The 25770-nt window shown below is 62.7% G+C and carries 21 protein-coding genes; 12 read left to right on the forward strand and 9 right to left on the reverse strand.

Annotated elements, in window-relative coordinates; translation table 11 throughout:
• Position 1 precedes the first annotated feature (1 nt).
• Positions 2-1888, reverse strand: a complete 1887-nt coding sequence (locus tag CNX70_RS22070; RefSeq protein WP_096237129.1) for an MFS transporter — start codon at positions 1886-1888, stop codon at positions 2-4.
• Positions 1889-2142: 254 nt separating this feature from the next.
• Here CNX70_RS22070 and CNX70_RS22075 point away from each other — a divergent pair, with 254 nt between their 5' ends.
• The gene (locus CNX70_RS22075) at positions 2143-5346 is read left to right on the forward strand and encodes a DUF2339 domain-containing protein (RefSeq protein ID WP_244198911.1); all 3204 of its coding nucleotides are present in this window, start codon (positions 2143-2145) and stop codon (positions 5344-5346) included.
• On the forward strand, positions 5343-6797 hold the full coding sequence (locus CNX70_RS22080; protein WP_096237133.1) for a DUF3999 family protein: 1455 nt from the start codon (positions 5343-5345) through the stop codon (positions 6795-6797). Before CNX70_RS22075 ends, CNX70_RS22080 begins: the two co-directional genes overlap by 4 nt.
• 22 nt (positions 6798-6819) lie before the next feature.
• Here CNX70_RS22080 and CNX70_RS22085 read toward each other — a convergent pair whose 3' ends face one another.
• Positions 6820-7563 carry a helix-turn-helix domain-containing protein gene (locus CNX70_RS22085; RefSeq protein WP_071076149.1) on the reverse strand — a complete coding sequence of 248 codons (744 nt, stop codon included), beginning with the start codon at positions 7561-7563 and terminating at the stop codon, positions 6820-6822.
• Between the two features lie 160 nt (positions 7564-7723).
• On the opposite strand from CNX70_RS22085, the gene CNX70_RS22090 reads away from it, so the two are divergent.
• The 3 genes from CNX70_RS22090 to CNX70_RS22100 are packed head-to-tail and all read left to right on the forward strand — an operon-like array spanning position 7724 to position 9370.
• A complete protein-coding gene (locus tag CNX70_RS22090) occupies positions 7724-8143 on the forward strand; it encodes a hypothetical protein (RefSeq protein WP_096237134.1) in 420 nt (139 codons plus the stop codon).
• 25 nt (positions 8144-8168) lie between these two features.
• Entirely contained in the window at positions 8169-8579 is a 411-nt protein-coding gene (locus CNX70_RS22095; RefSeq protein WP_096237136.1) for a hypothetical protein, read from the forward strand.
• A 5-nt stretch (positions 8580-8584) separates the two neighbouring features.
• Positions 8585-9370 carry a DUF2145 domain-containing protein gene (locus tag CNX70_RS22100; RefSeq protein ID WP_096237138.1) on the forward strand — a complete coding sequence of 262 codons (786 nt, stop codon included), beginning with the start codon at positions 8585-8587 and terminating at the stop codon, positions 9368-9370.
• A gap of 48 nt (positions 9371-9418) precedes the next feature.
• Here the strand turns inward: CNX70_RS22100 and CNX70_RS22105 are convergent, their stop codons facing one another.
• The 5 genes from CNX70_RS22105 to CNX70_RS22125 form a co-directional block, all read right to left on the reverse strand.
• The gene (locus CNX70_RS22105; RefSeq protein WP_096237140.1) at positions 9419-10492 is read right to left on the reverse strand and encodes an ABC transporter ATP-binding protein; all 1074 of its coding nucleotides are present in this window, start codon (positions 10490-10492) and stop codon (positions 9419-9421) included.
• A 29-nt stretch (positions 10493-10521) separates the two neighbouring features.
• Entirely contained in the window at positions 10522-12312 is a 1791-nt protein-coding gene (locus tag CNX70_RS22110; protein ID WP_096237142.1) for an ABC transporter permease, read from the reverse strand.
• 78 nt (positions 12313-12390) lie between these two features.
• Positions 12391-13488, reverse strand: a complete 1098-nt coding sequence (locus tag CNX70_RS22115) for an ABC transporter substrate-binding protein (RefSeq protein WP_096237144.1) — start codon at positions 13486-13488, stop codon at positions 12391-12393.
• Positions 13489-13534: 46 nt separating this feature from the next.
• A complete protein-coding gene (locus CNX70_RS22120; RefSeq protein WP_425269204.1) occupies positions 13535-14533 on the reverse strand; it encodes a Bug family tripartite tricarboxylate transporter substrate binding protein in 999 nt (332 codons plus the stop codon).
• A gap of 3 nt (positions 14534-14536) precedes the next feature.
• Complete coding sequence (locus CNX70_RS22125; RefSeq protein ID WP_096237148.1) at positions 14537-15598, reverse strand: porin; 1062 nt, start codon at positions 15596-15598, stop codon at positions 14537-14539.
• A 202-nt stretch (positions 15599-15800) separates the two neighbouring features.
• Here CNX70_RS22125 and CNX70_RS22130 point away from each other — a divergent pair, with 202 nt between their 5' ends.
• The 4 genes from CNX70_RS22130 (at position 15801) to CNX70_RS22145 (ending at position 19254) form a co-directional block, all read left to right on the forward strand.
• Positions 15801-16523 (forward strand): response regulator, encoded by a 723-nt coding sequence (locus CNX70_RS22130; protein WP_096238615.1) that lies wholly within the window; start codon positions 15801-15803, stop codon positions 16521-16523.
• A complete protein-coding gene (locus CNX70_RS22135; protein WP_244198912.1) occupies positions 16520-18013 on the forward strand; it encodes a sensor histidine kinase in 1494 nt (497 codons plus the stop codon). Before CNX70_RS22130 ends, CNX70_RS22135 begins: the two co-directional genes overlap by 4 nt.
• A gap of 168 nt (positions 18014-18181) precedes the next feature.
• Positions 18182-18742 carry an outer membrane beta-barrel protein gene (locus CNX70_RS22140; RefSeq protein WP_096237150.1) on the forward strand — a complete coding sequence of 187 codons (561 nt, stop codon included), beginning with the start codon at positions 18182-18184 and terminating at the stop codon, positions 18740-18742.
• 146 nt (positions 18743-18888) lie between these two features.
• Positions 18889-19254 carry a ribonuclease E inhibitor RraB gene (locus CNX70_RS22145; RefSeq protein WP_096237152.1) on the forward strand — a complete coding sequence of 122 codons (366 nt, stop codon included), beginning with the start codon at positions 18889-18891 and terminating at the stop codon, positions 19252-19254.
• A 63-nt stretch (positions 19255-19317) separates the two neighbouring features.
• On the opposite strand, the gene CNX70_RS22150 is transcribed toward CNX70_RS22145, so the two are convergent.
• Both CNX70_RS22150 and CNX70_RS22155 read right to left on the reverse strand, forming a co-directional pair.
• Positions 19318-20640: a homoserine dehydrogenase gene (locus tag CNX70_RS22150; RefSeq protein ID WP_096237154.1), complete on the reverse strand. Its 1323-nt coding sequence runs from the start codon at positions 20638-20640 to the stop codon at positions 19318-19320.
• Positions 20641-20713: 73 nt separating this feature from the next.
• Entirely contained in the window at positions 20714-21943 is a 1230-nt protein-coding gene (locus CNX70_RS22155) for a pyridoxal phosphate-dependent aminotransferase (protein WP_071076139.1), read from the reverse strand.
• 422 nt (positions 21944-22365) lie between these two features.
• Between CNX70_RS22155 and CNX70_RS22160 the strand changes: the two genes are divergently transcribed.
• From CNX70_RS22160 to CNX70_RS22170, 3 genes are all read left to right on the forward strand, one after another.
• Complete coding sequence (locus CNX70_RS22160) at positions 22366-22758, forward strand: Mth938-like domain-containing protein (RefSeq protein ID WP_096238617.1); 393 nt, start codon at positions 22366-22368, stop codon at positions 22756-22758.
• Positions 22755-24428, forward strand: a complete 1674-nt coding sequence (locus CNX70_RS22165; protein WP_096237156.1) for a glycosyltransferase family 39 protein — start codon at positions 22755-22757, stop codon at positions 24426-24428. The genes CNX70_RS22160 and CNX70_RS22165 overlap by 4 nt, the downstream gene beginning before the upstream one ends.
• 195 nt (positions 24429-24623) lie before the next feature.
• Positions 24624-25760, forward strand: coding sequence for a DegT/DnrJ/EryC1/StrS family aminotransferase (locus CNX70_RS22170; RefSeq protein ID WP_096237157.1), 1137 nt, complete (start codon positions 24624-24626; stop codon positions 25758-25760).
• Positions 25761-25770 lie beyond the last annotated feature (10 nt).

Genomic DNA, 25770 nt, shown 5'->3' on the forward strand with positions numbered 1-25770 from the left:
TTTATTTCCACTTGCCGCGCAATTCCTGCACCTTTTGCTGCAGCAATTCCGGCGTGGCGGCCTCGGGCGCCACAGGCATGCCCACGGCCAGCGACAGACGCGAGCGCAAGCCCGCCTTGAAGGCGCGCTCGAACAAATGGCCATTGCGGTGGCTCAACAGATGGCCCCACAAGCCGCGCAGCGCCAGCGGAATCACGGGCACCTTGCTGCGCTCGACGATCTTGGCGATGCCGCCCTTGAATTCGCTGATCTGGCCCGTGCGCGTCAGCTTGCCTTCGGGGAAGATGCACACCAGTTCGCCCTGGTGCAGCGCTTGCGCAATGTCGATGAAGGCCTTTTCCATCAGGAAAGGATCTTCCTTGGCCGGCGCGATGGGTATCGCCTTGGCCGTGCGGAAAATCCAGCCCATCAGCGGCATCTTGAAGATGCGGTGGTCCATGACGAAGCGGATCGGGCGGGGGCTGGCCGCCATGATGACGATGGCGTCCACATAGCTGACGTGATTGCACACCAGCACCGCCGCCCCTTCCGTGGGGATGCGCTCGCCATCGACGACTTTGACCCTGTGCACGGTCTGGATGAGTATCCACGCCAGGAAGCGCATGAGGAATTCCGGCACCAGCGAGAAGATGTAGGTCGCCACCAGCGCGTTCAGGATGGCCGTGACGAGGAACAACTGCGGTATGGTAAAGCCTTGGCCCAGCAGCACGATGGCCACGCCGGCCGCCGCCACCATGAACAGGGCGTTCAGGATATTCATGCCGGCGATCGTGCGCGAAATGTGTTTCGGGTCGCAGCGCGTCTGGATCAGGGCGAACAGGGGCACGATGAAGAAGCCGCCAAACACGCCGATCATGACGATGTCGAGCAGAATGCGCGGCACGCCCGCCTGGCCCACGAAAGCCAGCGCGTCGACCACTTGCGTATTCGCATACGCATTGCTGGCGAAATACAGGTCGATGCCGAACAGCGACAAGCCGATGGAGCCGAACGGCACCAGGCCGATCTCGATCTTGTGGCCAGACAAGCGTTCGCACAGCAGGGAGCCGGTGCCGATGCCGACGGAAAACACCGTCAGCAACAGTACAAACACGCTGTGGTCGCCATGCAGGAAATCCTTCGAATACACGGGGAACTGGGCCAGGATCAGGGCGCCGTAAAACCAGAACCAGGAGTTGCCCAGCATGGCCAGGAAGACGGGACGGTTCTTGCGCGAAAAATTCAGGTTGCGGAACGATTCAGCGACAAAGTTCAAACTCACCTTCAAGTCCGGCTCGGGGGCGGGCGTGCGCGGCACGCGGTAGCTGGCGATCAGTCCGAAAATGGCCACGGCAATCGTCGCGCCGGCCACCAGTTCCACGCCCAGCGGCTTGTGCACGATCAAGACGGCGCCGAGGATTTCGCCCAATAAAATGCCGACAAAGGTGCCCATCTCGATCAGGCCATTACCGCCGACCAACTCCTCGCGTTTCAGCTGCTGCGGCAGATACGCATACTTGACAGGACCAAACAGGGTCGAATGCACGCCCATGCCCACCACGGCCGCCACCAGCAGCCACAGGGTATGCGTCATCCAGCCTGCGGCGGCCACGGCCATGATGGCCAGTTCCATCCATTTGACGAAACGCGCCAGGCCCGCCTTTTCGAATTTATCCGCCAGCTGGCCCGCCGTGGCAGAAAACACCACGTAGGGCAGGATGAACAGGCCGGGGATCAGGTTGGTGATGGTGGACGGGTCAAGCGTGGTCCAGCTCAGCGCGTCATAGGCGAGGATCACCATCAGCGCCGTCTTGAACAGATTGTCGTTGAAGGCGCCAAAGAACTGGGTCCAGAAAAAGGGCCCGAAACGGCGCTGCGACAATAAGGAAAACTGGCTGCTTTGACTCATGGCATGGGGAACTGGCAATTAAGGAATTGCTAAAATACAGCACTATCTTGCGCACGACAATCTGAATGTCATCATCTTGCTTGGCATCAATACGAAAAACAGCCTGCCGCGTCATGCTCGCCTTGCCGCCGCACACGTTTCCTGGCACTTGCCCTGGCACGACAAAAATCGCTTGTTTCTTGATAATAAGGTAATGTGCGCATATCGCTGGCGCCCCTGCCTGCCCCTCCCGGAAAGCTGCCTCCATGTTTGGAATGACATCATTGACCATCCTGGCCTTGCTGGTCACCGCCTTCGTGCTGGTGCTGCAGCACCGCAGGAAAGTAGCGGATCTGGAATTGCTGACGGCGCGCTTGCGCAAGGAAGTCGACGCCATCGGGCAGCGCCTGCGAGCACTCGAAGGCCAGGCCGAAGCGCCGGCCACGCCCGTCGTGCCCATCGCACCCGCCGTACCCACCGTACCCGCTAGCGCGGCGCCAGTGGCAGTGCCGACACCCTTGCCGCCGCCCACACCCTTGCCGCAAGCGGCCGCGATCAAGGTGGTCGAGCTGGCGCAGGTCGCGCCGGCTGCAGTCCCCGCACCTGCCGCACCCTTGCCGCCGAAACCATCCCCGCCGATTCCAGCCAAGCCAGCTCCTGCCGCCCCCAACACCCCATCCTGGATCGCGCACCCGGACGGCCTCGTTGCCAAGGCGAAGAACTGGTTATTTACCGGCAACCTGGTTGCCAAGCTGGGCTTGCTGATCCTCTTCCTCGGCGTCAGCTTCCTGCTCAAATACGTGTCGGCACAGGTGACGCTGCCCATCGAGCTGCGCCTGGCCGGCATCGCACTGGCCGACATTGCCCTGCTGGCCTGGGCCTGGCGCATCCGCATCAAACGCCCTGGCATCAGCTTGCCGCTGCAGGGCACGGCGCTGGCGATATTGATGCTGGTGACGTTTGGCGCCTTCCGCCTGTATGAACTGATCCCGGCGGGCCTGGCGTTTGCCGTGCTGTTCGTGCTGACGGCGTTCACGTGTTTGCTGGCCGTGCTGCAAAACGCCGTCTGGCTGGCCGTCTTCGGCATCGTCGGCGGTTTTGCCGTGCCCTTGCTCGTGTCGACGGGCAGCGGCAACCATATCGGCCTGTTCAGCTATTACGCGCTGCTCAATGCGGGCGTCTTCGCCATCGCCCTGAAACGCGCCTGGCGCGTGCTGAATGTGCTGAGCTTTGGCTTCACCTTCATCGTCGCCACCACCTGGGGCCTGCTGCGCTATACGCCCGAGCACTACCTGTCGACGCAGCTGTTTTTGATCCTGTTCGTGCTGTTCTATATCGGCATCGCGATTGCCTACTGCGCACGCCAGGCGCCGCGCCTCAAGCATTACGTGGATGGCACCCTCGTGTTCGGCACGCCGCTGGCGGCCATGGGCTTGCAATACGGACTGGTGCGGGACTTTGAATTTGGCCTGGCGTTTTCCGCGCTGCTTGCCGGCTTGACCTACACAGGACTGGCCGTGGCCCTCTGGCGCCGTGTTGGCTTCCGCCTGCTGGCCGAAGCCTTCCTGGCGCTGGGCATCGTCTTCGGCACCTTGGCCATCCCGTTCGCCCTCGATGGCCGCTGGACGTCGGCCGCCTGGGCGCTGGAAGGCGCGGGCATCGTCTGGGTCGGCTTGCGCCAGCGCCAGACACTGGCCTGGGCTTTCGGCCTGCTGGTGCAGGCGGGCGCATGGATCTCCTTCCTGTTCATCCTGCAGGGACTTGATGCGGCTAGGGCCATGCAGGCCAACCTCTGGCTCGGCTGCCTGCTGCTGGCGGCCGCCGCGCTGGTAATGGCCTACAATTTCCGCCGCCACGCCAGCCACTTGCATCCGGAGTTCATGCGCAGCCTGTCGGTGCTGTTCCTGACGGCGGCCACGGCCTGGCTGCTGGGCGGCGTATGGAATGAAATCCTGCTGCGCACGGATGCCGTCACGCAATTGAACCTGCTCACCGTCAGCGCCCTGGGCGTGGCCGCCCTGCTGGCGGCGCTGGCGCGGCGCGAACAATGGCATGCGCCGCGCGCCCTGCTGCTGGCCGTGCAGGTACTGGCTGGCATGGTCATGCTGAGCCGCGCCAGCTGGGCCTGGGACCAGCATCCGGCCAACCTGTTCCACGGTTCCTTCCTCAGCGCCCTGCTGCTGGGCGCCGCCGCCTTTGCCAGCGCCCGTTTCCTGGCGCTGCGCGCGCGCGGCGGCGACGCGCTGCTGGCCCTGGTCGCACAGCCGCTGCTGGTCTGGAGCGGCTTGCTGTGGTTTGCCGCCATCCTCGTGCCCTTCACCAGCTGGCTGCTGCGCCTGATCGACGGCGACTTGGAGCTGCAAGCGCATGCTGGCGAGCACTGGCTGGCGCTGTACCTGATCGCCGTGTGCGTCACGACGCCCGTATTCGCCATCCTGGCGCGGCGCCTCGAGTGGCCGCCACTGCGCTGGTTCAGCGTGGCCGCCTGGCTCGGTTTGGGCGTGTGGAGCGCCAACCTGCTGCTGGCGCTGTACCTGCGCGACTACCTGCCGACGGGCTTGAGCTGGCTGGCCCTGGCCGGCGCCCTGGCGGCCGGCGAATACCTGCTGCTGGCCTGGCCGCATGCGGGTTGGCAACTCGACGTGCGGGCGCTGCGTTTCTTGCATACGCTGCGCACGGCAGCTCCCTGGCTGATGCTGTGGCCCGTGGGCGCCATGTACGTCAACGCCTGGCTGGCGCGCCACGAAGACAGCGTCAGCCCCGCCTGGGCCCGCTACTTGCCAGCCTGGGCCATGATGCTGGCGCTGGCCTGGCTGATCCGCCGCTGCAGAACAGGGGCCTGGCCGGTGGCGCCGATTGCCGCGTGGTACCAGCGCACCCTGATACCGCTGGGCGCGCTGTGGTCGCTGCTGCTGATCGCCGTGTGGAATATTGTCGACGACGGCGCCATGGCACCGCTGCCCTATTTGCCACTGCTCAATCCGCTGGACCTGAGCACGGGCTTTGCCATCTTGCTGGCCATCGCCAGCTACCGCTTGCTGCCAGCAAAACAAGTGCTGCTGCCCGCCCTGTGGCAAGCACGTTTGCCCGCCGTAGCCGCCTGCTGCGTGTATGTCTGGTTCAACCTCATGCTGCTGCGCACGGTCTCGCACTATCTGGGCGTGCCGTACACCTTTGACGCCATGCTGGCCTCGCAGTTCGTGCAAGCCATGCTGTCGCTGGTGTGGAGCGTCACGGCCCTGCTGCTGATGCGCCACGCGGCGCGCCAGCAGCAGCGCCAGCAATGGAGCATGGGCGCCGTGCTGCTGGGGTTGGTTGTCTTGAAACTGTTCCTGATCGACCTGTCGAACGTGGGCGGCATCGAACGCATCATCTCCTTTGTCGGTGTCGGCTTGCTGATGGTCTTGATCGGCTACCTGGCGCCCTTCCCCAAGGCTGCCGCGCAAGCGCCAGCCGAACCTCAGCAAGGAGCCGCATGAAAGCCTCATTGATCTGCTGCAGCCTGCTGGTGGCAGGCGCCGCGCTGGCCGCGCCTGGCCAGGACCGGCCACAGGACTATGCCTGGAACATGCCCATCCAGTCGCCGGCCGGCGCCGGCATCGTGCAGCTAACATTGCCCAGGGAAGTTTACCTGCACGCCAGCTCGGCCAGCCTGGCCGACCTGCGCCTGTTCGATGCCGACGGCAAGCGCCTGGCCTATGCCATCGGCGCGCCGCCGGCGCAATCGGCCACGCAGCGCACGAACATTCCCGCCCGCATTTTCCCCGTGACGGGCGCGCCGGCAACTGGCGATGGCTTGCAAGGCATCGACATCCGCACGGCCGACGATGGCCGGCTGCTGTCGGTCAGCACGCGGGCTGGCACGGCAGCGGCCACGGCGGCGCTGCAAGCGCTGATCCTCGACCTGGGCAAGCAAGCGCAAGACAAGCGTATCGCCGCCTTGCGCTTCACGCCGCCGGCCCGCACGGACAATTACAGTGCGCAAGTGCTGCTGGAAGTGAGCGATGACCTGAAGCAATGGGACGCCATCGGCACCACCACCCTGAATTGGCTCAGCAACAGCGACACGCAAACTCTGGCCAACGACAGCATCGCCTTTGCGCCGCGCGCTTTTCGCTACGCGCGCCTGAGCTGGCAAGCGGGGGAACCGCTGGCCTTTGCGGCGATTACGGCGCAAGCCGTCAGCGAAACGGACATCGCCGCGCCGCGCGCCAGCGTCGTGCTGCAAGGCTTGCCCGGCAAGCAGGCGAATGAATGGCGCTACGCCACGCCCCTCGCCATGCCCGCCGACAGCATCGCCCTGCAATTGACGCAGACCAATACGGTGCTGCCCGTGACTCTGGGCGTATATCGCCAGAACAGCTATGTTCCCCGGCACCGGCTGCACCTGCGCCAACAGGCGCGTCCCGCGCAAGGCGCCTATTTCGATCCCCTGCTGAGCACCACGTTTTACCGCATCGGCCTCGATGGCAAGGAACGGATCTCGGGTGACCTGGCCATGCCCGTGACGCAAACAAACGAATGGGTGCTGCAGACATCCACGGAACACCCGCTCTCCGCCGACAATGCACCCGCCTTGCGCCTGAGCTGGACACCCGCCACCGTCGTTTTCCTGGCCAGCGGCAAGCCGCCCTATCAGTTGGCATTCGGCAACGGCAACGCCGCCGCCGTTGCGCAGCCGCTGGCGCAGGTGGCCCCCGGCTTCAGGGCGGACGAGCTGCTGGCTCTCAAGACTGCCAGCGCCGGTCAGCTCAAACCCAACGGGGGAGTGGCGGCGCCAGCCCCCGCCACAAAGGACGGCGCAGGCTTGCGCCTGACCGCGCTATGGGCCGCACTGCTGCTGGGCGTGGCTGTGCTGGGCTTTTTTGCCTGGCGCTTGCTGTCCCAGATGAAAGAGGAACAAGGCAGTACCGACAAGCACGAGCATTAGCCTGGCCGCCACATCGCTACCGCTACTGCCGCAGCAGCGCCTTGAACGTCTGCGGCATCCACGGCCGCGCCGCCAGCATGAAGCTGATGGCCAGGCGCTCATCGCCAGGCAGGCGCGCGTCTTCCTGGTGCTGCTGCGAAAACTCCACCGCCACTTGCTTCAAGCGCTCCAGCAAGGCCGCCGTGGATTTCTTCGACAACATCACGTTCACCAGACGCAGCAATTCTGTCTCGCCATCGAATTGCGAATTGAGATAATCGCCATACGCTTCCTTTTTGAAATAGGTATGAATCGGGCCATTCGGTATCCACGCAAACGTGCGCGCCACCAGCAGTTTGACCCGGTTATTCGGCAGCAGTTCCAGGAAACCGATCTTGTCGAGGCGCAGCAAATATTTGACGGCTTGCGCCTCGCTGATGTCATAGATGGCGACGATCTGTTCCAGCGGCAACAGGTTCAGGGCGGACACGGCCACCACGAACAAGCGGGTGTCGTCGATGATTTCCTTTTCCTGCGCATATGTCAGCCCCGTGATCAGGGTGGGCGCGGCCTGCGCCGTCTGCACGGCCAGCGCCAGCTGCTGGAAATCGCTGCCGATGGCGACCAGTATCTGGTCCAGGCGCTGCAGGGTGAATTGCTTTTGCGAAAACATCCGCTTGACGCTGGCTTCGGACACGCCGATGCGCTGGGCCAGTTCGGCGTACGTGACGGCGCGCGCTTTCAACAGGCGTTTCAAGGCTTCGATCAAGGCGTGGGTTTGCGGCATGCACTTCCTTTATAAAAATTGCATCGGTTCCAACGGCAAAAAAGTAGCGCAATACGCTACCTGCGGTATGCCTGCCCGCTACGAGTAGCGTTTTCATTGACCAATTGCCCACAGTCTACAATGATGGCGTTGCCACTTGGCACACTTGAAGGAGAAACACATGAAACGCTTGCTGCCCCTCTGCCTGTCCCTGTCGCTGTTGTTCGCTACTGCCGCGCCCGGCCTGGTCCATGCCGCCGCCTCGGAGAACCTGTCGAAAGGCTCGCAAAACCTCAGCCAGGGCTCCGCCGTCGTCGTCGCAGGTTCCATGTCGATGCTGGTCGCTTCCGGCCAGGTGGTCGTCGCCAGCGTGGAAACGGTGGGCGAAGGCATCGTCATCGTGCTGAAAGGCGCGTCCGAAGCGGGCGGCGCTTCCATCCAGATGAGCACGCAAGCAGCCAAGGGCCTGTCGCTGGCGGCCGGCACCGTGGTCAACGTGGTGGCGCTGTCCACCGGCCATATGCTGGTTCTTTCCGGCAAGGCCATCGCCTTTATCCCAAACGAACTGGGCAAGGCCCTGCTGCACCACTCCAAAGTGTAACTCCCCCATGCAAAGCCACTATCCCATGAAACATCTGCTCGCCATCGCCGTGCTGTGCGCTGCCACCCTGCATGTCCAGGCCGCCAACTCCGACACCACCAATGCCTCCGACAACGCCAGCATGGCCTCGGCCATCGTGCTGGTCGGCTCCATGTCGGTGCTGGCCGCCGCCGGTGAAATCGTCATCGACAAGGTGGAAGACGTGGCCGACGGCAGCGTCCTCGTGCTGAAAAGCGCAGCCAGGGGCGCATCTTCCGCCGCCACGGCCTCCGTCAAGCTGAGCCAGAAGGCCACGCAAGGCCTGTCACTGGCAGCCGGCACGGTGGTCGAGGTGGTGGCCGTCTCGACGGGCCACATGCTGCTGCTGTCGGGCAAGGCCATCGCCTATGTGCCGAACGCGGCCGGCAATGCCATCCTCCACCATTCGAAAGCGTGAATCCCATGAAACGCCTGACCGTGATGATCATCAGCCTGGCCCTGGCCGGCGCCGCCCATGCGGGGCGCTCGTGCGAGGACAAGCCAACGGATGCGAGCACCCTCGTCAAATCGATGGAGCTGGCGCAAAAGACCCTGCAGGCGCTCGATGCCTCCGGCGCGCAAGTGGCGCTGGTGGCGCGCGCAGGGCAAGACCTGTCGAAGTACAATTTGCGCTATTCGCACATGGCGCTGGCCTGGCGCGACCACCCGAAGGGACGCTGGCTGGTGGTGCATGAACTCAATGAGTGCGGTACGGCGGAGTCGTCGCTGTACAACGAAGGCTTGGGCAATTTCTTCATGGACGACGTGTTCATGTATGAAACCCTGATCCTGGTTCCCGGCCAGGATACGCAGCAGCAACTGGCGCGCCTGCTGACCAGCAACACGCCCAAGCGCCTGCATGAGCCACACTACAATATGCTGGCCTACCCGTTTTCCACCAAGTACCAGAACTCGAACCAGTGGGTGCTGGAAACCCTGGCCGCGGCCAGCAACGAGCCTGGCAAGATCGAAACGCGCGCCGAAGCGCAAGGCTGGCTGCGCAGCGCCAGCTACGCGCCGCAAACGCTGAGCATCCCCGCCGCCACGCGCCTGGGCGCGCGCATGTTCCGCGCGAATATCGCTTTCGACGATCACCCGTTCGAGCGCCGCATGACGCGCCAGATCGACGTCGTCACCGTCGACTCGATCGTGCGCTTCATGCGCCAGCGCGAACCGAAGGCGCAGGAAATCGTCGTGCGGGGAAATTAAGGACGTTGCAGCACGGACGAGGTGGCCAGGATGGCCACCTCGTCACCGTTAAAACACCCAGAGTTTATCGGCCGGCATGTGCAGCCAGTACTTGCCCGCTTCGAGCTTGTGGCGCGAATACGCGCGCAGGCTGATATTCTCGGCACCGCCGCGCTCAAACAGGCATTCCCAGCGGTCGCCCAGGTACATGCAGGTCAGCAGCGGCAGCTCGATGGCATTGTCCACCTGCGTGGCGCTGATCTTCACTTCCTCGACGCGGATCATGGTGGTCACCTCCGTGCCCACGTTGGCGCCGCGCGCCACGCCCTGCATGGAGGCGCCGTCGACCAGCAAGCGCACCTGATTGCCATCGCGCTGCACCACCTTGCCGGGCAAGCGGTTGTTACTGCCCATGAATTCGGCCGTAAACAGGGTGTCGGGCGTTTCATACATGCTTTGCGGCGTTCCCTGCTGCTCGATCTTGCCGTTATTCAGCAGCAGGATGCGGTCGGAAATGGCCATCGCCTCGCCCTGGTCGTGCGTCACCATCAGGGCCGACAGGCCCAGGCGCACGATCAGTTCGCGCAGGAAGGCGCGCGCTTCCTCGCGCAGCTTGGCGTCCAGGTTCGACAGCGGTTCGTCGAGCAGGATCACGGGCGGGTTGTACACCAGTGCGCGGGCGATCGCCACGCGCTGCTGCTGGCCGCCTGACAGCTGATGCGGATAGCGTTCGCCCAGGTGCCCCAGGCCCAGCTGCGTCAGCACTTCCTTGATGCGCGCGGCGATCTCCGTGCTGCCCATCTTGCGCAATTTGAGACCGTAGGCGACGTTGTCGAACACGGTCTTGTGCGGCCACAGCGCGTACGACTGGAACACCAGTCCCAGGTTGCGATGCTCGGCCGGCATCTCGAAGTGTTTCGCGCCATCGTAGACATTACGCTCGCCGATCTGGATGGTGCCCGCCTTCGGGCTTTCCAGCCCCGCGACGGCGCGCAGCAAGGTGGTCTTGCCGCTGCCCGAAGGCCCCAGCAAGGCGACCACTTCGCCTTTTTTCAGGTGCATCGAAACACCCTTCAGTATCTGGTTGGCGGCAGCGCCGGTGCCATAATCGAGGTACAGCTCATTGACGGTCAGTTCATTCATGATGTGGTCTCAGTCTCTAGTCTATATATTTAGTTATGTAACTTCACGCCGAAGCGCAGCGCGATGCCCAGGCCGATGGCCACCAGGGTGATATTGATGAAGGACAGCGCCGCCACCAGGTCGGTCGAGCCGCCGGCCCACAGCGATACCAGCATGGCGCCGATCACTTCCGTGCCCGGCGAGAGCAGGTACACGCCCGTCGAATATTCGCGCTCGAAGATCAGGAAGACCATCAGCCAGGCGCCCAGCAAGCCGTATTTGATCAGCGGCAGGGTCACGTCGCGCGTCACCTGGCCGCGGTTGGCGCCGACGGCGCGCGCCGCCTCTTCCAGTTCCGGTCCCACTTGCAGCAGCGCGGTGGAAATGAGGCGCATGCCGTAGGCCATCCACACCACCGAATACGCCAGCCACAAAGCGAAGATGGTCGAGCGCACTTCACGCAGCACGGGGATCACATGGCCGCTCAGCCACAGGGCCACGCCGTTGTCCATGCCCTTCAACATGCCGTCCAGCCAGGCCGGCACGAACAGGAACACCCACAGGAACGACAGGCCGGCCAGCAGGCCCGGCACGGCACGCGGCACCAGCACGCTGTAATCGAGCAGGCGCGTGATGCCGTCCTGCTTGCGGTGCATGGCCAGCGCGATGAAGCTGTAGCAACCCACGGCCAGCGCGCCGCCGACAACGCCGATCAGGATGGTGTTGACGATGCCGCGCACCAGCGACGGCTGGTCGAAAATGTCGCGGAAATGCTGCAGTGTCAGCACGTCGGCCAGGTGCACGCCTTCGCCCCAGTACTGCACGAAGGAGCGCAGCACGATGCCCGTCAATGGCAGGATGATGGTGAAAATCAGCCAGCCTGCCAGCAAGGCAAAGGCCAGCCACTTCCAGCGGCCCAGCGGCATGGCCTTGCTGCGCGCGCCCTTGCCCTTGATCGACACATACTTGTTGGCGGACTTGAGCAGCCAGCGCTGTATCATCACCAGCGGCATGGTCACCATCACCAGGCAGACGGCGACGGCGGCCATCAGGTGGTACGACGGCGTGCCGAGCTTGTTCGTCAGCTTGTACAGATAGGTCGGCAGCACCAGATGGCCTTCCGGATCACCGAGCACCAGCACCAGGCCGAATACTTCGAAGCCGAGGAAGAACACCAGCACGCCCGCATACGCCAGCGCCGGCATGATCATCGGCAGCGATACATTGAGCATCACCTGGATCGGCGAGGCGCCCGCCACGCGGGCCGCTTCCTCCACGTCCGAGCCCAGGCTTTTCAGCGCCGACGAGGCATACAGGTAGACGTGCGGCACGTGCGTCAGGCCGGCGATGATGACGATGCTGGTGAACGAGTAAATATTCCAGGGCACGAAGCCGAGCAGCTCCTTGGCCCAGATCGAGTAAAAGCCCACCGGACCCATCGAGACGACATAGCCAAAGCCCATCACCATCGGCGAGACAAAGATCGGGACCAGCAGCATCGGCGCCACCCAGCCGCGGCCCGGCAAGTCGGTGCGCACCATCAGGAAGGCCAGCATGCCGCCCAGCGGCACGGCGATGACGGTCAGGCCGAAGGCCAGCATCAGGCCATTCTTGAAGGCCATGGCGAAATCGGGATCATCGAAGATGAAACGGTAAGAGTCAAAGCCGAATTCGCGCACCGGCATGAAAAAAGGCGCGTTCAAAAAGCTCTGATAAAAAATCAGGAACAGCGGCAGGAAAATGGCGATCAGCGTGATCGTCACGACCACGCCGCGCGACCAGTTCAGGCGCGACAAGGGAGAGCGCGACCGTGCAGGCAGCGGCAAGATGGCAGTTTGCATGATGAATCCAATGAATGAAGGGTGCTGCGTGTGCCCGCAAGCCAGGCTCGCGGGCGGCCAAGACGGCGTTGGCTATTCCTATTTCTTGCCGGCTGTCTCTTTCCACTGTTTCAGGAAGGCCATGCGCTTGGCCGGTCCCAAAAATTGCAGGATGATCGGGTGCACGGGAATCGGCTTGACGTTGGCCGCGCCGATTTGCTTGATCAGGTCAGCCGACGTGGTTTCGCCCGTGACGTCGGCGCGGATGGCGAACAGCTTGGCACCGTTGGCGATGATGGTCTGGCCGCGGTGCGACAAGATGTAATCGAGCCACAGCTTGCTGGCGTTGACGTTCTTCGCGTTCTTGTTGATGAACTGCACGCGCGACAAAATCAGGGTGTAATCCTTGGGCAGCACCACGCCGATCGACGGATCGGTCTTGGCGCGCACCAGGGCATACGAGCCCAGCACGTTGTAACCGATCAGGTTTTCACCCGAGGAGATACGCTCCATCATGGTGCCCGTCGACGACTGCACGCGCACCTTGGCCGCACCAAACGCGTTTTCCAGCGCCAGGAATTGCGGATATTCCTTGGCATCCTGCGCCATGAACATGAAGCCCACGCCCGACTTTTCGATGTCGTAGGTGGTGACCTTGTCCTTGAATTTCGGCGTGGCGATCAGCTTGACGAAGTCGTCGTGGTTCTTCGGCACTTCCTTCGGGTCGAGCAAACGCTTGTTGTAGACGATGGCGGCCGGCTCGAACGTGGTGCCGTAGGCCTGGTCGTCCCACATGGCCCAGCCAGGAATCTTCGCCGCTTCGACCGATTTGTACTTCAGGGCGTAGCCGTCCGAGGCCAGGCGCATCTGCAAATCCATCGCCGACGACCACATCACGTCGGCCGTGTTGCCGCCAGCGGCCACTTCGGAAATGAAGCGGTTATACACTTCGGTCGAATTCATGTCGTTGTATTCAACGGAGATGCCGGGATACAGGGCGCTGAAGTCCTTGATCAGCGGCGCGGCGGCCTTGCTGTCGGTGGCGCTGTAGATCACCACCTTGCCTTCCTTCTTGGCCGCGTCGATGATCTTCTGGTAATCGGCCGGATAGCCGGCCGGCACTTGCGCGAAAGCGGCGCCGGCCAGGCTGGCAAACGCGGTGGCAATGGCGGCTTGAAGCAGGGTCTTGGTTTGCATGGGGTTGTCTCCGTCTGTGAAATAGTTTTTTTAAATGGGATGTCGTTCAGCGCATCAGGCCAAGCTCATTCGCCTGCCTGGCATACTCATCGACCGCCTTCTTGACATACGCGGTCAGCTTCGGCCCCGTCAGGGCGAATGGGTACAAGCCGGCCTGCGCGCGCCACTCGGCGAACTGCGGCGTGGCCATGACGCGGTCAAAGGTGGCCACCCAGCGCTGGTAGTCCGCCTCGGGCACCTGGGGTCCCATCCACACGCCACGGATGATGGGCCAGACCACGTCGAAGCCCTGCTCGCGCGCCGTCGGCACGTTCGCCAGCACGCCGGGCAGGCGTTTTTCCGACAGCACCGCCAGTACGCGCGCATGGTTGGCGCTGGCGTTCAGGGTGGCCTCCGACGTGTCGCCCGAGACCACTTGCACATAATCGGCCTGCATCGCCGTAAACACTTCGCCGCCGCCTTCGAGCGCCACGAAGCGCAGCACTTTCGGGTCGATGCCGGCGTGGCGCGCCAGCAGCGCCATCTTCAGCCAGTCCTGGCTGCCGATGGTGCCGGAGACGCCGATCAGCACCTTGTCCGGATGCTGGCGCAGCGCGGCGATCAGGTCGGCCAGGGTCTTGTAGGGCGAGTCGCTGCGCACGGCGATCATGCCGTAGTCGGCGCCCAGCGCCGCTACCCAGCGCACGTCGCCCGTCTTGGCGTTGCCGAACTTGCCTTGCGCCAGATTGAGCAGCGAACCGCCCGAAAACGCCACCAGGGTGTTCGCTTCCGCGCGGCGGCGTTGCGATGCCATCGAATGCCAGGCCACGGCGCCGATGCCGCCGGGCAGGTAGCTGATGCGCATCGCATTTGCCACGCTACCGGCCACGCCAGCCACGCCCTCCTGCGCCAGGCCTTTTTTCGCCAGCTTGCAGGTCAGGTCCATGGCGCCGCCCGGTTTGGACGGCACCACGCACTCGACCGGCGCTGACGTAGCCACCTGTGCCCCGGCAAATACGGGCAGCAGGCATGGCAGCAACAGGAACAGGATGCGCAGCATGGTCATGCCTTAGAAGCGGTGCTGGATGCCGGCGATCAGGCCACGCTGCGTGTCGCCGAAACCGGCGTCGTCACGCGACAGGCTGACCAGCTGCTTGTGCTTGGCCTTGGCGTAGGCGCCTGCCACGTACAGGTCGGTGCGCTTGGACAGCGCATAGCGCGCACGCGCCACGTACATGATCGGATCGGCATCGAGGTTGGCGGCCACGTTTTTCACGTCCTGATAGTAGATCACGCCCGTCAGGGTGATGACCGGCGTGGTCTTGTAGCTGACACCGCCCCAGTACAGGGTGCCGCGCACGTCGGCCTTGCCGGAAGCAGCCGGATCGAGCTTGTAGTCGCGCGCCGCCGCCTGCACTTTCCACGGGCCGTTGTCATACATGGCGCCCAGGTGATACACGGTGGTCTTGTCGCGCGCGCCGCCGGCGATGGTATTGCCGTTCACCTGCTCATACGTGGCCAGCAGGCTGACGGGGCCCGTCTTGTAGGTGACGGCCGTCGACAGCTTGGCGCTGTCCGAGTTGCCCGTCGACTGTTCGCCGAAACCGTACGATGCGCCGTAGCTGAAGTCGCCCGTCTTGCCCGAGTACTTGACCATATTGTCGAAGGCCGTCGTCATGCCGTATTTGCTCGGACCCGTCGCGTTGGCCGAGGTGGCCCACGAGTAGAACGGCGCATAGGCCATCGGATCGAACGGCAGCACGAAGTCATACACGGTGGTAAACGAGCGTCCCAGCACGACGCGGCCAAAAGCGCCTTCCAGGCCCACATTGGCCTGGCGCTTGAACAGCGCGCCATCGGCCGCGCCCGTGTCGACCAGAATCCCGCCTTCCAGATTGAACACGGCTTTCAGGCCACCACCCAGGTCTTCACTGCCCAGGATGCCCCAGCGCGAGGTGTTCATGCCACCCGAACTGACTTGCGTCATCGAGCTTTTGTTCGGACCGGCGTTGCTGGTATTGCTGATGCCGGCGTCCAGGCGGCCGTACAGGGTGACGTTCGACTGGGCGTGGGCACTGCCGGCAGCGGCGAGCACCGCCATGGCGGCCAGCGAGAATGCAGTTTTTTTCATGTAAAGTGTCTCCCTTAGATATAGTTATTGGTGATATGCCTGATTCATTTCGTGAATCAGGATCACACTATATAAGCGCCATCCTTTCAATTGGCTTTCAGCATGACAGGTGTCGCCGGCCAGCCACAAGGGGCGCAAACATATTCATCGCCGCCCCTGCCGCCAGGCTTACACTGCATCATTTCAAGGAATGGCGGAGACCATGCGCATATTATTAGTGGAAGACCATCTGGAGCTGTCGCACTGGCTGGCAAAAGCCCTGCGCGACGCGCACCTGACAGTGGAGACCGCCCACAACGGCGCCGATGCCGACGCCCTGTTGCACACGCAGGAATACTCGCTGGTGCTGCTCGACCTGACCCTGCCGAAGATGGACGGCCTGGACGTGCTGCGCCGCCTGCGCGCGCGCGGCGGCACGCGCGGCAAGACTCCCGTCATGATACTCACGGCGCGCGGCGGCCTCGATGACAAGGTACAGGGCCTGAACCTGGGCGCCGACGACTACATGGCCAAGCCGTTCGAGCTGGCCGAACTGGAAGCGCGCGTAAAAGCCCTGCTGCGCCGCAGCCAGGGCAACGAAGCACTCGTGCACACCTGCGGCGCGCTCAGTTTCGACACCGTCACGCGCATGTTCAGCTATGCCGGCGCCCCTTTTCCCCTGACGCCGCGCGAACACGCGGTGCTCGAGGCGCTGATCACGCGCTCGGGGCGCGCCGTATCGAAGGAAAAGCTGTTCGACGAAGTCTTCGCGCTGGCCGACGACGTCAACCTGGATGCCATCGAACTGTACATCCACAGGGTACGTAAAAAACTTGAAAACGGTGTGGAAGCCGGTTCGCCCGACGGCGCCGTCATCACCACCCTGCGCGGCATCGGCTACCTGCTGCAGCCGCGCAGCGCCATGGCGCCGGCCACGCCAAAATGAAGGCGCACGCCCCACGCCTGCCCCTGTTCGAGCGCTTGCGCCAGCGCTGGGCGCAGGGCCGGCCGCTGGGCAGCCTGCGCAGCCAGCTGCTGCGCTGGCTGCTCATCCCGCTGGTGATGCTGGTGCTGCTCGACGCTTTTTTTGTTTACCGCAATGCGCTCGACGCGGCCGACATGGCCTATGACCGCTCCTTGCTGGCGTCGACGCGGGCGCTGGCCGAGCGCGTCTCCATCGTCGGCGGCAAGGTCGTCGCCGAGGTGCCTTACGTGGCGCTCGACAGCTTCGAGACCGACACCCTTGGCCGCATCTACTACAAGGTCACGGGCATCAACGGCGAACTGGTCTCCGGCTATGGCGACTTGCCGCCCGTGCCGAAAAACGTGCCCCGCTCGCAGAACTACCCGGCCCTGGTGCGCTTCTACCACGCCGACTACCACGGCAAGCCGATCCGCATCGCCGCCCTGCTGCAACCCGTGTATGACGACTCGATGCGCGGCATCGCCCTGATACAGGTGGCTGAAACGCTCGATGCGCGGCGCGGCCTGTCGAACCAGATCCTGTTCGATACCCTGAGCTGGCAGGCGGCGATGATACTGGTGATGGGCGCGCTCGTATGGTTTGCCGTGCGCCTGGTGTTGCGGCCGCTGATGCGCTTGAAAACGGAAGTCGAGACGCGCACCCTGTCCGACCTGTCCGACGTCGATCCCGCGCTGGTGCACAAGGAAATGCGCCCGCTGGTGAGCGCCATGAACGGTTCCATGTCGCGCCTGCAGCAACTGATCGCCAGCCAGCGCCGTTTCATCGCCGACGCCTCGCACCAGCTGCGCACGCCGTTGACGGTGCTGAAAACCCAGGCCGAACTGGCCATGCGCGAATGCGACCGCCAGGCCGGCACGCCATCCGACATGGCCGCCCTGCGCGACATCGTGCGCTCGATCGCCGCCACCACGGACTCGACCGTGCTGCTGGCGAACCGCCTGCTGACCCTGGCGCGCATCGAGCATGGCAGCGACAGCCTGGCCATGGATACCGTCGCGCTGCGCGACGTGGCGCAGCAGGTAGGGCTGGAAATGGCCATGGCCGCCGTCGGCAAGAATATCGATTTATCGCTGGAAGCACCCGACGAGGCGCCTGTGCATGGGCAGGCCTTGCTGCTGCACGAACTGCTGGCCAACCTGGTCGACAATGCCCTGCGCTACACACCGCAGGGTGGCAGCGTGATCCTGCGCGTGCATGCCGCGCAGGCGGGGCACGGCGCGGTGCTGGAGGTGGAGGACAGCGGTGCCGGCATCGCGCCCGCGGAACGCGAACGCGTGCTGACGCCGTTCTACCGGGTCGGCGCGGCACTCGAGAGCAACCCGGGCGGCGCGGGGCTGGGCCTGGCCATCGTGCGCGACATCGCTGCCCTGCATGGAGCACGGCTGGAACTGGCCACGGCGGCCAACGGACGCGGATTGAAGGTCAGCGTGCATTTCAGCACGGCCACATGAGGCGCAGCGCGGATATGTCTTCAATATTTAATGTTGCTTAAAAACAACAAATGTTTAATTTCCAATGTTTTAAAAATAATTGCCTTACATAAACATATTCATCCCTATACAATTCGGCTCCCATTAAGCGGCGAGACAGTCTCTCCGCATTAATTATCTAGGATTAATATGAAAAAGCAATTGTTTTCAGTAGTCGTCGGCGCCGCCCTGGCATTCCCTTTGTTTGCACAAGCTGAAAACATTTATGTCGGCGCGAATGTCGGCCGTTCGGAATTGAAATTGTCGGGTGACGAAGTTTCGGGCAAAGAAAACAAAACCGGTTTTAAAGTTTACGCTGGCTACGATTTCACGCCTAACTTCGGCGCAGAAGCCGGCTACGTCAATTTCGGCAAACTGAAAGAAAGCGAAGGCAAGGAATCGCTGAGCATGGAAACCAGCGCTTTCTACGCAGCAGCCACGGCTACGCTGCCACTGAACGCTGAATTCTCGCTGTTTGCAAAAGCTGGCGTTACGCAAAACCGTACCAAAGTTAAATTGAACCTGGTCGGTTTCAATGCCAGCGAATCGAAAAACAAAACCGCCGCCCTGTTTGGCATCGGTGCTGCTTACAACATCAATAAAAACCTGTCGGCCGTTGCTGAATATGAAAACTTCGGCAAAACGCTGAGCCAGGATGGCATGAAACTGAAAGCCGACCTGCTGTCGATCGGCCTGCGTTACAAGTTCTAATTTACGCTCGCGCGAATCAGAATCAAGCCGTGGTTAACGGCTGATAAAAAAACCGGCTATACCGCCGGTTTTTTTATGGGCGAATGGCGCGCAGGCGGCATGGATGCTAAGATCGCGCCCTGAGATTTTAATGAAGGCCCACTGCCATGATGACCAAAGAAGATGTGACCGAACTGTTTGCCAATATCGCCGAGAACGCGCCGTGGGACCTGTCCCAGCCGCTGCTGTGGGGCTATTACTTCACCAACCCCACGTCCGAGCCGCTGGAGCAGGCCGCCACCTTGCTGGCGCTGCAGGGCTACCGCCCCGTGGAACTGTACCAGCCCGAACTGGACGACCCGGCCGCCGCCCCCGTGTGGGTGCTGCACGTGGAAAAGGCCGAAGTGCACAGCGTCGACAGCCTGCACGCGCGCAATGGCGAATTGATGGCGTTTGCCCAGGAAAACCAGCTGGCCAGCTATGACGGCATGGATGTGGGTCCCGTCGGCGCGCCCGAAGTGCCGCAGCTGTAAGACAGTCTGCCCATGAAAAAACGGCGCCCGCGGGCGCCGTTTTGCGTGGCTCGCTGAAAAAGATCAGCTCAGGTTTTCCAGGCGGATCTTGGTGACCGTGCCCACCACGCTATCGAGCGCTTCCATCTTTTCGATGGCGGCCGTGACGTTCTTTTCCTGCGTCTGGTGCGTCAGCATGATGATGTCCGTATGCGTCTCGCCCTCGGCCGGCTCTTTTTGCAGCATGGCGTCGATCGAGATGCCGCGCTCGGCCAGGATGCGCGTCAGGTCGGCCAGCACGCCCGGCTGGTCGGCCACGTGCATGCGCAGGTAGTAACTGGTGGTGATTTCCGACATCGGCAGGATGTCGATGTTGGTCATCGCGTTCGGCTGGAACGCCAGGTGCGGCACGCGGTGTTCCGGGTCGGCCGTGGCCAGGCGCGTGATGTCAACCAGGTCGGCGATCACCGACGATGCGGTCGGCTCGGCGCCCGCGCCGCGGCCCGAGTACAGGCTGGCGCCGACGGCGTCGCCGTGCACCAGCACCGCATTCATGGCGCCTTCCACATTGGCGATCAGGCGCTTGGCCGGGATCAGGGTCGGATGCACGCGCAGCTCGATGCCTTCCACGCCATTCACGGTAGCGCGCTTGGTGATGCCCAGCAGCTTGATGCGGTAGCCCAGTTGCTCGGCGTAGCGGATGTCGACGGCGTTAAGGTTGCTGATGCCTTCCACGTAGGCCTTGTCGAACTGCACCGGGATGCCGAAGGCGATGGCCGACATGATGGTGGCCTTGTGCGCGGCATCGACGCCTTCGATGTCGAAGGTGGGATCGGCTTCCGCGTAGCCGAGTTCCTGCGCCTGTTTCAGCACGGTGGCGAAATCGAGGCCCTTGTCGCGCATCTCGGACAGGATGAAATTGGTGGTGCCGTTGATGATGCCGGCGATCCATTCGATGCGGTTGGCCGTCAAGCCTTCGCGCAAAGCCTTGATGATGGGGATGCCGCCCGCGACGGCCGCTTCGAAGGCCACCATCACGCCCTTGTCCTGGGCGGCGGCGAAGATTTCGTTGCCATGCACGGCCAGCAGGGCCTTGTTGGCCGTCACCACGTGCTTGCCGTTGGCAATCGCCTGCAGCACCAGGGTTTTCGACAGATCATAGCCGCCGATCAGTTCAACGACGATGTCGATCTCGGGATCGTTGACGATGAGCATCGGGTCATTGACGACCTTGCAGGCGCCGGCGACCAGCGCTTCGGCGCGCGCCACGTCGCGCACGGCGACGGCGACGACTTCAATGCCGCGACCCGCGCGGCGCTTGATTTCTTCCTGGTTGCGTTTCAGGACGCTGAAGGTCCCGTAACCGACATTGCCCAGGCCCAGCAGGCCGATCTTGATGGATTTCATAGTTGTGCTTGACTGCTCATAAGTGGCGCCCCCTTGGGCGGCGCCAGGTTGATCGAGATTGCTGCTGGCTGATTCAGCCCCGGCCGTGACGCTTGCGGTAACCTTCGAGGAAGCGCGCGATGCGCCCCATGGCCTCGGTCAGGTCATCGGAGTTGGGCAGGAAAACGACGCGGAAATGATCGGGCGCGATCCAGTTGAAGCCCGTGCCCTGCACGATCAGGACCTTCGCTTCGGCCAGTAATTCATAGGCAAACTGCTGGTCGTCGGCGATCGGGTAGATCTCCGGGTCCAGGCGCGGGAACATGTACAGCGCGGCCTTCGGCTTGACACAGGTGACGCCCGGAATATCGGTCAGCAGCTTGTGCGCCAGGTCGCGCTGTTTCAACAGGCGCCCGCCGGGCCCCACCAGGTCTTGTATGCTCTGGTAGCCGCCAAGCGCCGTCTGGATGGCAAACTGCCCCGGCGCATTGGCGCATAGCCGCATCGAGGCCAGCATGTTGAGGCCCTCGATGTAATCTTTTGCGTGGCGCTTTTCGCCCGAGACCACCATCCAGCCGGAACGGTAGCCGCAGGAGCGGTAATTCTTCGACAGGCCGTTCATGGTGATGAACAGCACGTCGTCGGCCAGCGAGGCGATCGACACGTGCTCGGCTTCGTCGTACAGCACCTTGTCGTAGATCTCGTCGGCGAAAATGATCAATTGGTGCTGGCGCGCCAGGTCGACGATCTGCTGCAGCACGGAAACCGGGTACAGCGCGCCGGTGGGATTGTTCGGGTTGATGACGACGATGGCTTTCGTTTGCGGCGTGATCTTGCGGCGCATGTCCTCAATATCGGGATACCACTCGTTCTGCTCATCGCACACATAATGCACGGGATTGCCGCCCGACAGGCTGACAGCAGCCGTCCACAGCGGATAGTCGGGCGCCGGCACCAGCACTTCGTCGCCACTGTTGAGAAGGGCGTTCATCGACATGACGATCAGTTCCGAGGCGCCGTTGCCCAGGTAAATGTCATCGATGGTCACGCCGGCGATATTCTTGCCCTGCGTGTAATGCATGACGGCCTTGCGCGGCGCGAACATGCCTTTCGAATCCGTATAGCCGGCCGCATTCTGCAGATTGAGCATCATGTCGCGCACGATTTCATCGGGCGGATCGAAGCCGAACACGGCCAGATTGCCGATATTGAGCTTGGTGATCTTGTGGCCTTCTTCTTCCATTTGCCTGGATTTTTCCAGGACCGGGCCGCGGATGTCGTAGCAGACGTCCGCCAATTTATTCGATTTCTGAATCGGTCGCAAAATAAATCCCTGTCGTGATGCGGCGCGGCCGGCCTACGCTTGCAGCATGAAAGCCGCGCCAGAACTGTGAACCCGTGAGACTGCAATGCGAAAACAACCATTCTCGCCGAAAACAGGCCATTTTATCAAATTAAACATGGCAAATTGCAGCATTTCTCGCCGTTTATGCCACGCTGTCCGGCACGCGCGTGCTTTTCCCAGCGGACGCTCTTCATCTTCTCTTAATCTTCGCCTACTACTATGGCAAGCACCGCCTGCCACTGTTGCGCAAAAAAATTGCCCATAGATTGCAAATTGGAAAGGATGTTGCTTTTCAGTCGCTCTTTTCTGTCATTTATGGCATGCTTACGCCCTTGGCCGCAGCGCGCATCCGGACAGCGCGCGCACCGATCAACCGACACGAACAGCCCCCCGACATCGCCATGAAACTGCATGCCAGCAGCACCCAACAATACCAAACCGTCACAGGCTACGATGAAAATGGCGTGGAGATCAATGCTCAGCCGTACAACTACAGCCTGATCGTCATGCCGGAAACGCCGCCACGCGCGTGGGAAGTCGGCAGTTTCGAAGAATTGACCGAGGCGCATTTCGCGCAAATCCTGGCCGACGCGCCCGACGTGGTCATCCTCGGCACGGGCGAGCGCCAGCGTTTCGTGCATCCGAAGCTGACGGCCGCGCTGACCATGCGCCGCATCGGCGTCGAGTGCATGGATAGCCAGGCAGCCTGCCGCACCTACAACATCCTGATGGGCGAAGGCCGCAAAGTCACGCTGGCCCTGATTCTGGCTCCCGGCGCAGGCAGCGCCACATGAAAATCAATGTCAACGAACTGCACAGCTCGCGGCTGCTGATGTGGTCCCTGCTGGGCATCTTCATCGTCGTCACCCTGTATGCGCTGGGCGTGCGGACCCTGGTGCCGCCCGACGAGGGCCGCTACGCCGAGATGGCGCGCGAAATGTTCGTCACGGGCGACTGGATCACCACGCGCCTGAACGGCATCAAGTATTTTGAAAAGCCGCCGCTGCAAACGTGGATGAATGCACTCAGCTTTGCCGCCTTCGGCCTGGGCGAATGGCAGGCGCGCCTGTGGACGGGCGTGTGCGGCATCATCGGCGTGTGCATGACGGCCTATGCCGGCAAGAAAGTCTTTGGGCCGCGCGTGGGCTTGTATGCCGGCCTGGTGCTGGCGTCGAGCCTGTTCTGGCTCGCTTCCGGCCAGATCAATTCGCTGGACATGGGCCTGTCGGGCATGATGACCATCGTGCTGATGAGCCTCTTGATCGCCCAGCGCGACGAGGCCGCCCCCGCCGAGCGGCGCAACTGGATGCTGCTGTGCTGGGCAGGCATGGCGCTGGCCGTGCTGGCCAAGGGGCTGATCGGCGTCGTGCTGCCGGGCGCCGTGCTGGTGCTGTATTCGCTGTGCGCGCGCGACTGGCGCATCTGGACCCGCTTGCACCTGGTCAAGGGCTTGCTGGTGTTTTTCGCCATCGCCACGCCATGGTTCGTGCTGGTGGCCCTGCGCAATCCGGAGCAGCCGCATTTCTTCTTCATCCACGAGCACTTCCAGCGTTTCCTGATGAAGGGGCACAAGCGCGAAGGCGCCTGGTACTACTTCCTGGTCCTGCTCATTCCCGGCATCCTGCCATGGATAGGCGTGCTGCCGCAAAGCCTGGCTGCCGCCTTCAAGCGCCAGGAAGGCACCTTCCAGCCCCGTTTGATGGTGCTGATCTGGGCCCTGTTCATCACTTTCTTCTTCAGCTACTCGACCTCGAAGCTGCCCGGCTACATCGTGCCCATCTTCCCCGCGCTGGCGCTGCTGATTGCACTATTCCTGGAGTCGGCCTCGCGCCGCCAGCGCCTGTTTGCCGCCGGCCTGCTGTGCGTGCTGGGCGCCGCCATCCTGATCGGTGCGCCGATCGGCTTCAATCACGCCAGCGGACGCGATCCGGCAGAGCTGACGGCGCTGAAAGGCTACCAGCCGTGGCTGATGGCGGCCGGCTTCTTCGCCCTGGCCGGCGGTGCCCTGGCCTTGCTGCATGCGCGCCAGCTGCGCCGCGACATGACCGTGCTGACGATCGCCGGCGCCGGCTTCCTGGCCACGCACTGCATCTTGGCCGGTTCCGAACTGTATGGCCAGAACCGCGCGGGCACCGACATGCTGCCGCAGATCCAGGCCGAACTGACGGCCGATACCAAGCTCTATTCGGTCGGCATCTATGAACAGTCGCTGACGTATTATCTGCAGCGGCCCGTGATCCTCGTCGATTACTGGGATGAGTTCACGTTTGGCCTGAAACAGCAGCCGGAACTGTCCATTCCGAGCATCGAGCCTTTCATCACGCAGTGGACGAACGATGCCAACGCCGGCGTGCACGACATGGCCATTATCAGCCTGAACCGTTACAAGGAATTGCAACAACGTGGCGTGCCCATGCGTGTCGTTGCCGAAGATGCGCGCCGCATGGTCGTTGCCAATAAATAAATATTTAAAGGGGCGCGAGGCAGCACGGATCGCGCCCCCGGCCAGCTTGCCCCGCCCCCGCATCAGCAGGATTTTTCACCGCTGAACCGGCTGCGCCGCCATACTAACGATATATAACAGCCATGCCCGCCGGCGGCCTTTGACCGCATTGGCAGCCTCGGCCCCTGACAGAATACAGACCCAAGAACCGCGCCCATGACCTCTACCCTGCCCTTTTTGCCTTTTTCCAAACCCACCATCGATGAAGCGACCATCGCCGCCGTCGGCGAGGTGCTGCGCTCGGGCTGGATCACCAGCGGCCCGAAAGTGCAAGCCTTTGAAGCCCAGTTGTCCGAATATTTCGGCGGACGCCCCGTGCGCACCTTCAATTCCGGTACCTGCACCATGGAAATCGCGCTGCGCATCGCCGGCATCGGCCCAGGCGACGAAGTCATCACCACGCCCGTGTCGTGGGTAGCGACGGCCAACGTCATCATCGAAGTGGGCGCCACGCCCGTGTTTGCCGATATCGACCCCGTCACGCGCAATATCGACCTCGACAAGCTCGAAGCGGCCATCACGCCCCGCACGAAAGCCATCATTCCCGTCTACCTGTCGGGCCTGCCTGTCGACATGGACCGCCTGTACGCAATTGCTGAAAAGTACAATTTAAGAGTCGTGGAAGATGCGGCGCAAGCGTTCGGCTCCACCTGGAAGGGCAAGCGCATCGGCGCGTTTGGCGACTTCGTCTCGTTCAGCTTCCAGGCCAACAAGAACATCACCACGGGCGAAGGCGGCTGCCTCGTGCTCAACAACCTGGAAGAAGCCAGGCTGGCCGAGAAATACCGGCTGCAGGGCGTCACGCGCAGCGGCGTCGACGGCATCGACGTCGATGTGCTGGGCGGCAAATACAACATGAGCGACATCATGGCTGCCATCGGCCTGGGCCAGTTCGCCAATATCGACGCCATCACGGCCCACCGCCGCGCACTGGCACGCCATTACTTTGAGCAATTCGGCAGCGACTTCGAAGCGCAGAGCGGCGCCCAGCTGCCCGTACAGGATTTTGAAAACAGCAACTGGCATTTGTTCCAGATCATCCTGCCCGACAACGGCCCCGGCACGCGCGCCGCATTCATGCAGCAAATGGCGCAGCAAAACGTGGGAACGGGCTATCATTACGCACCGATCCACTTGTTTACCATGTACCGCGAACGCGGCTTTACCGAAGGCATGTTCCCGGTCTCGGAAAAGATTGGCCGCCTGACCGTGACCTTGCCGATGTTCTACGCCATGACGACACAGGACGTGGAACGCGCCGTCGCCACCGTCAAATCCATCCTCATCAAGTGAGCAGCGCGCC

This window comes from Janthinobacterium svalbardense (assembly GCF_002327145.1).
In the GTDB taxonomy this organism is placed as follows: Bacteria; Pseudomonadota; Gammaproteobacteria; order Burkholderiales; family Burkholderiaceae_D; genus Janthinobacterium; species Janthinobacterium tructae.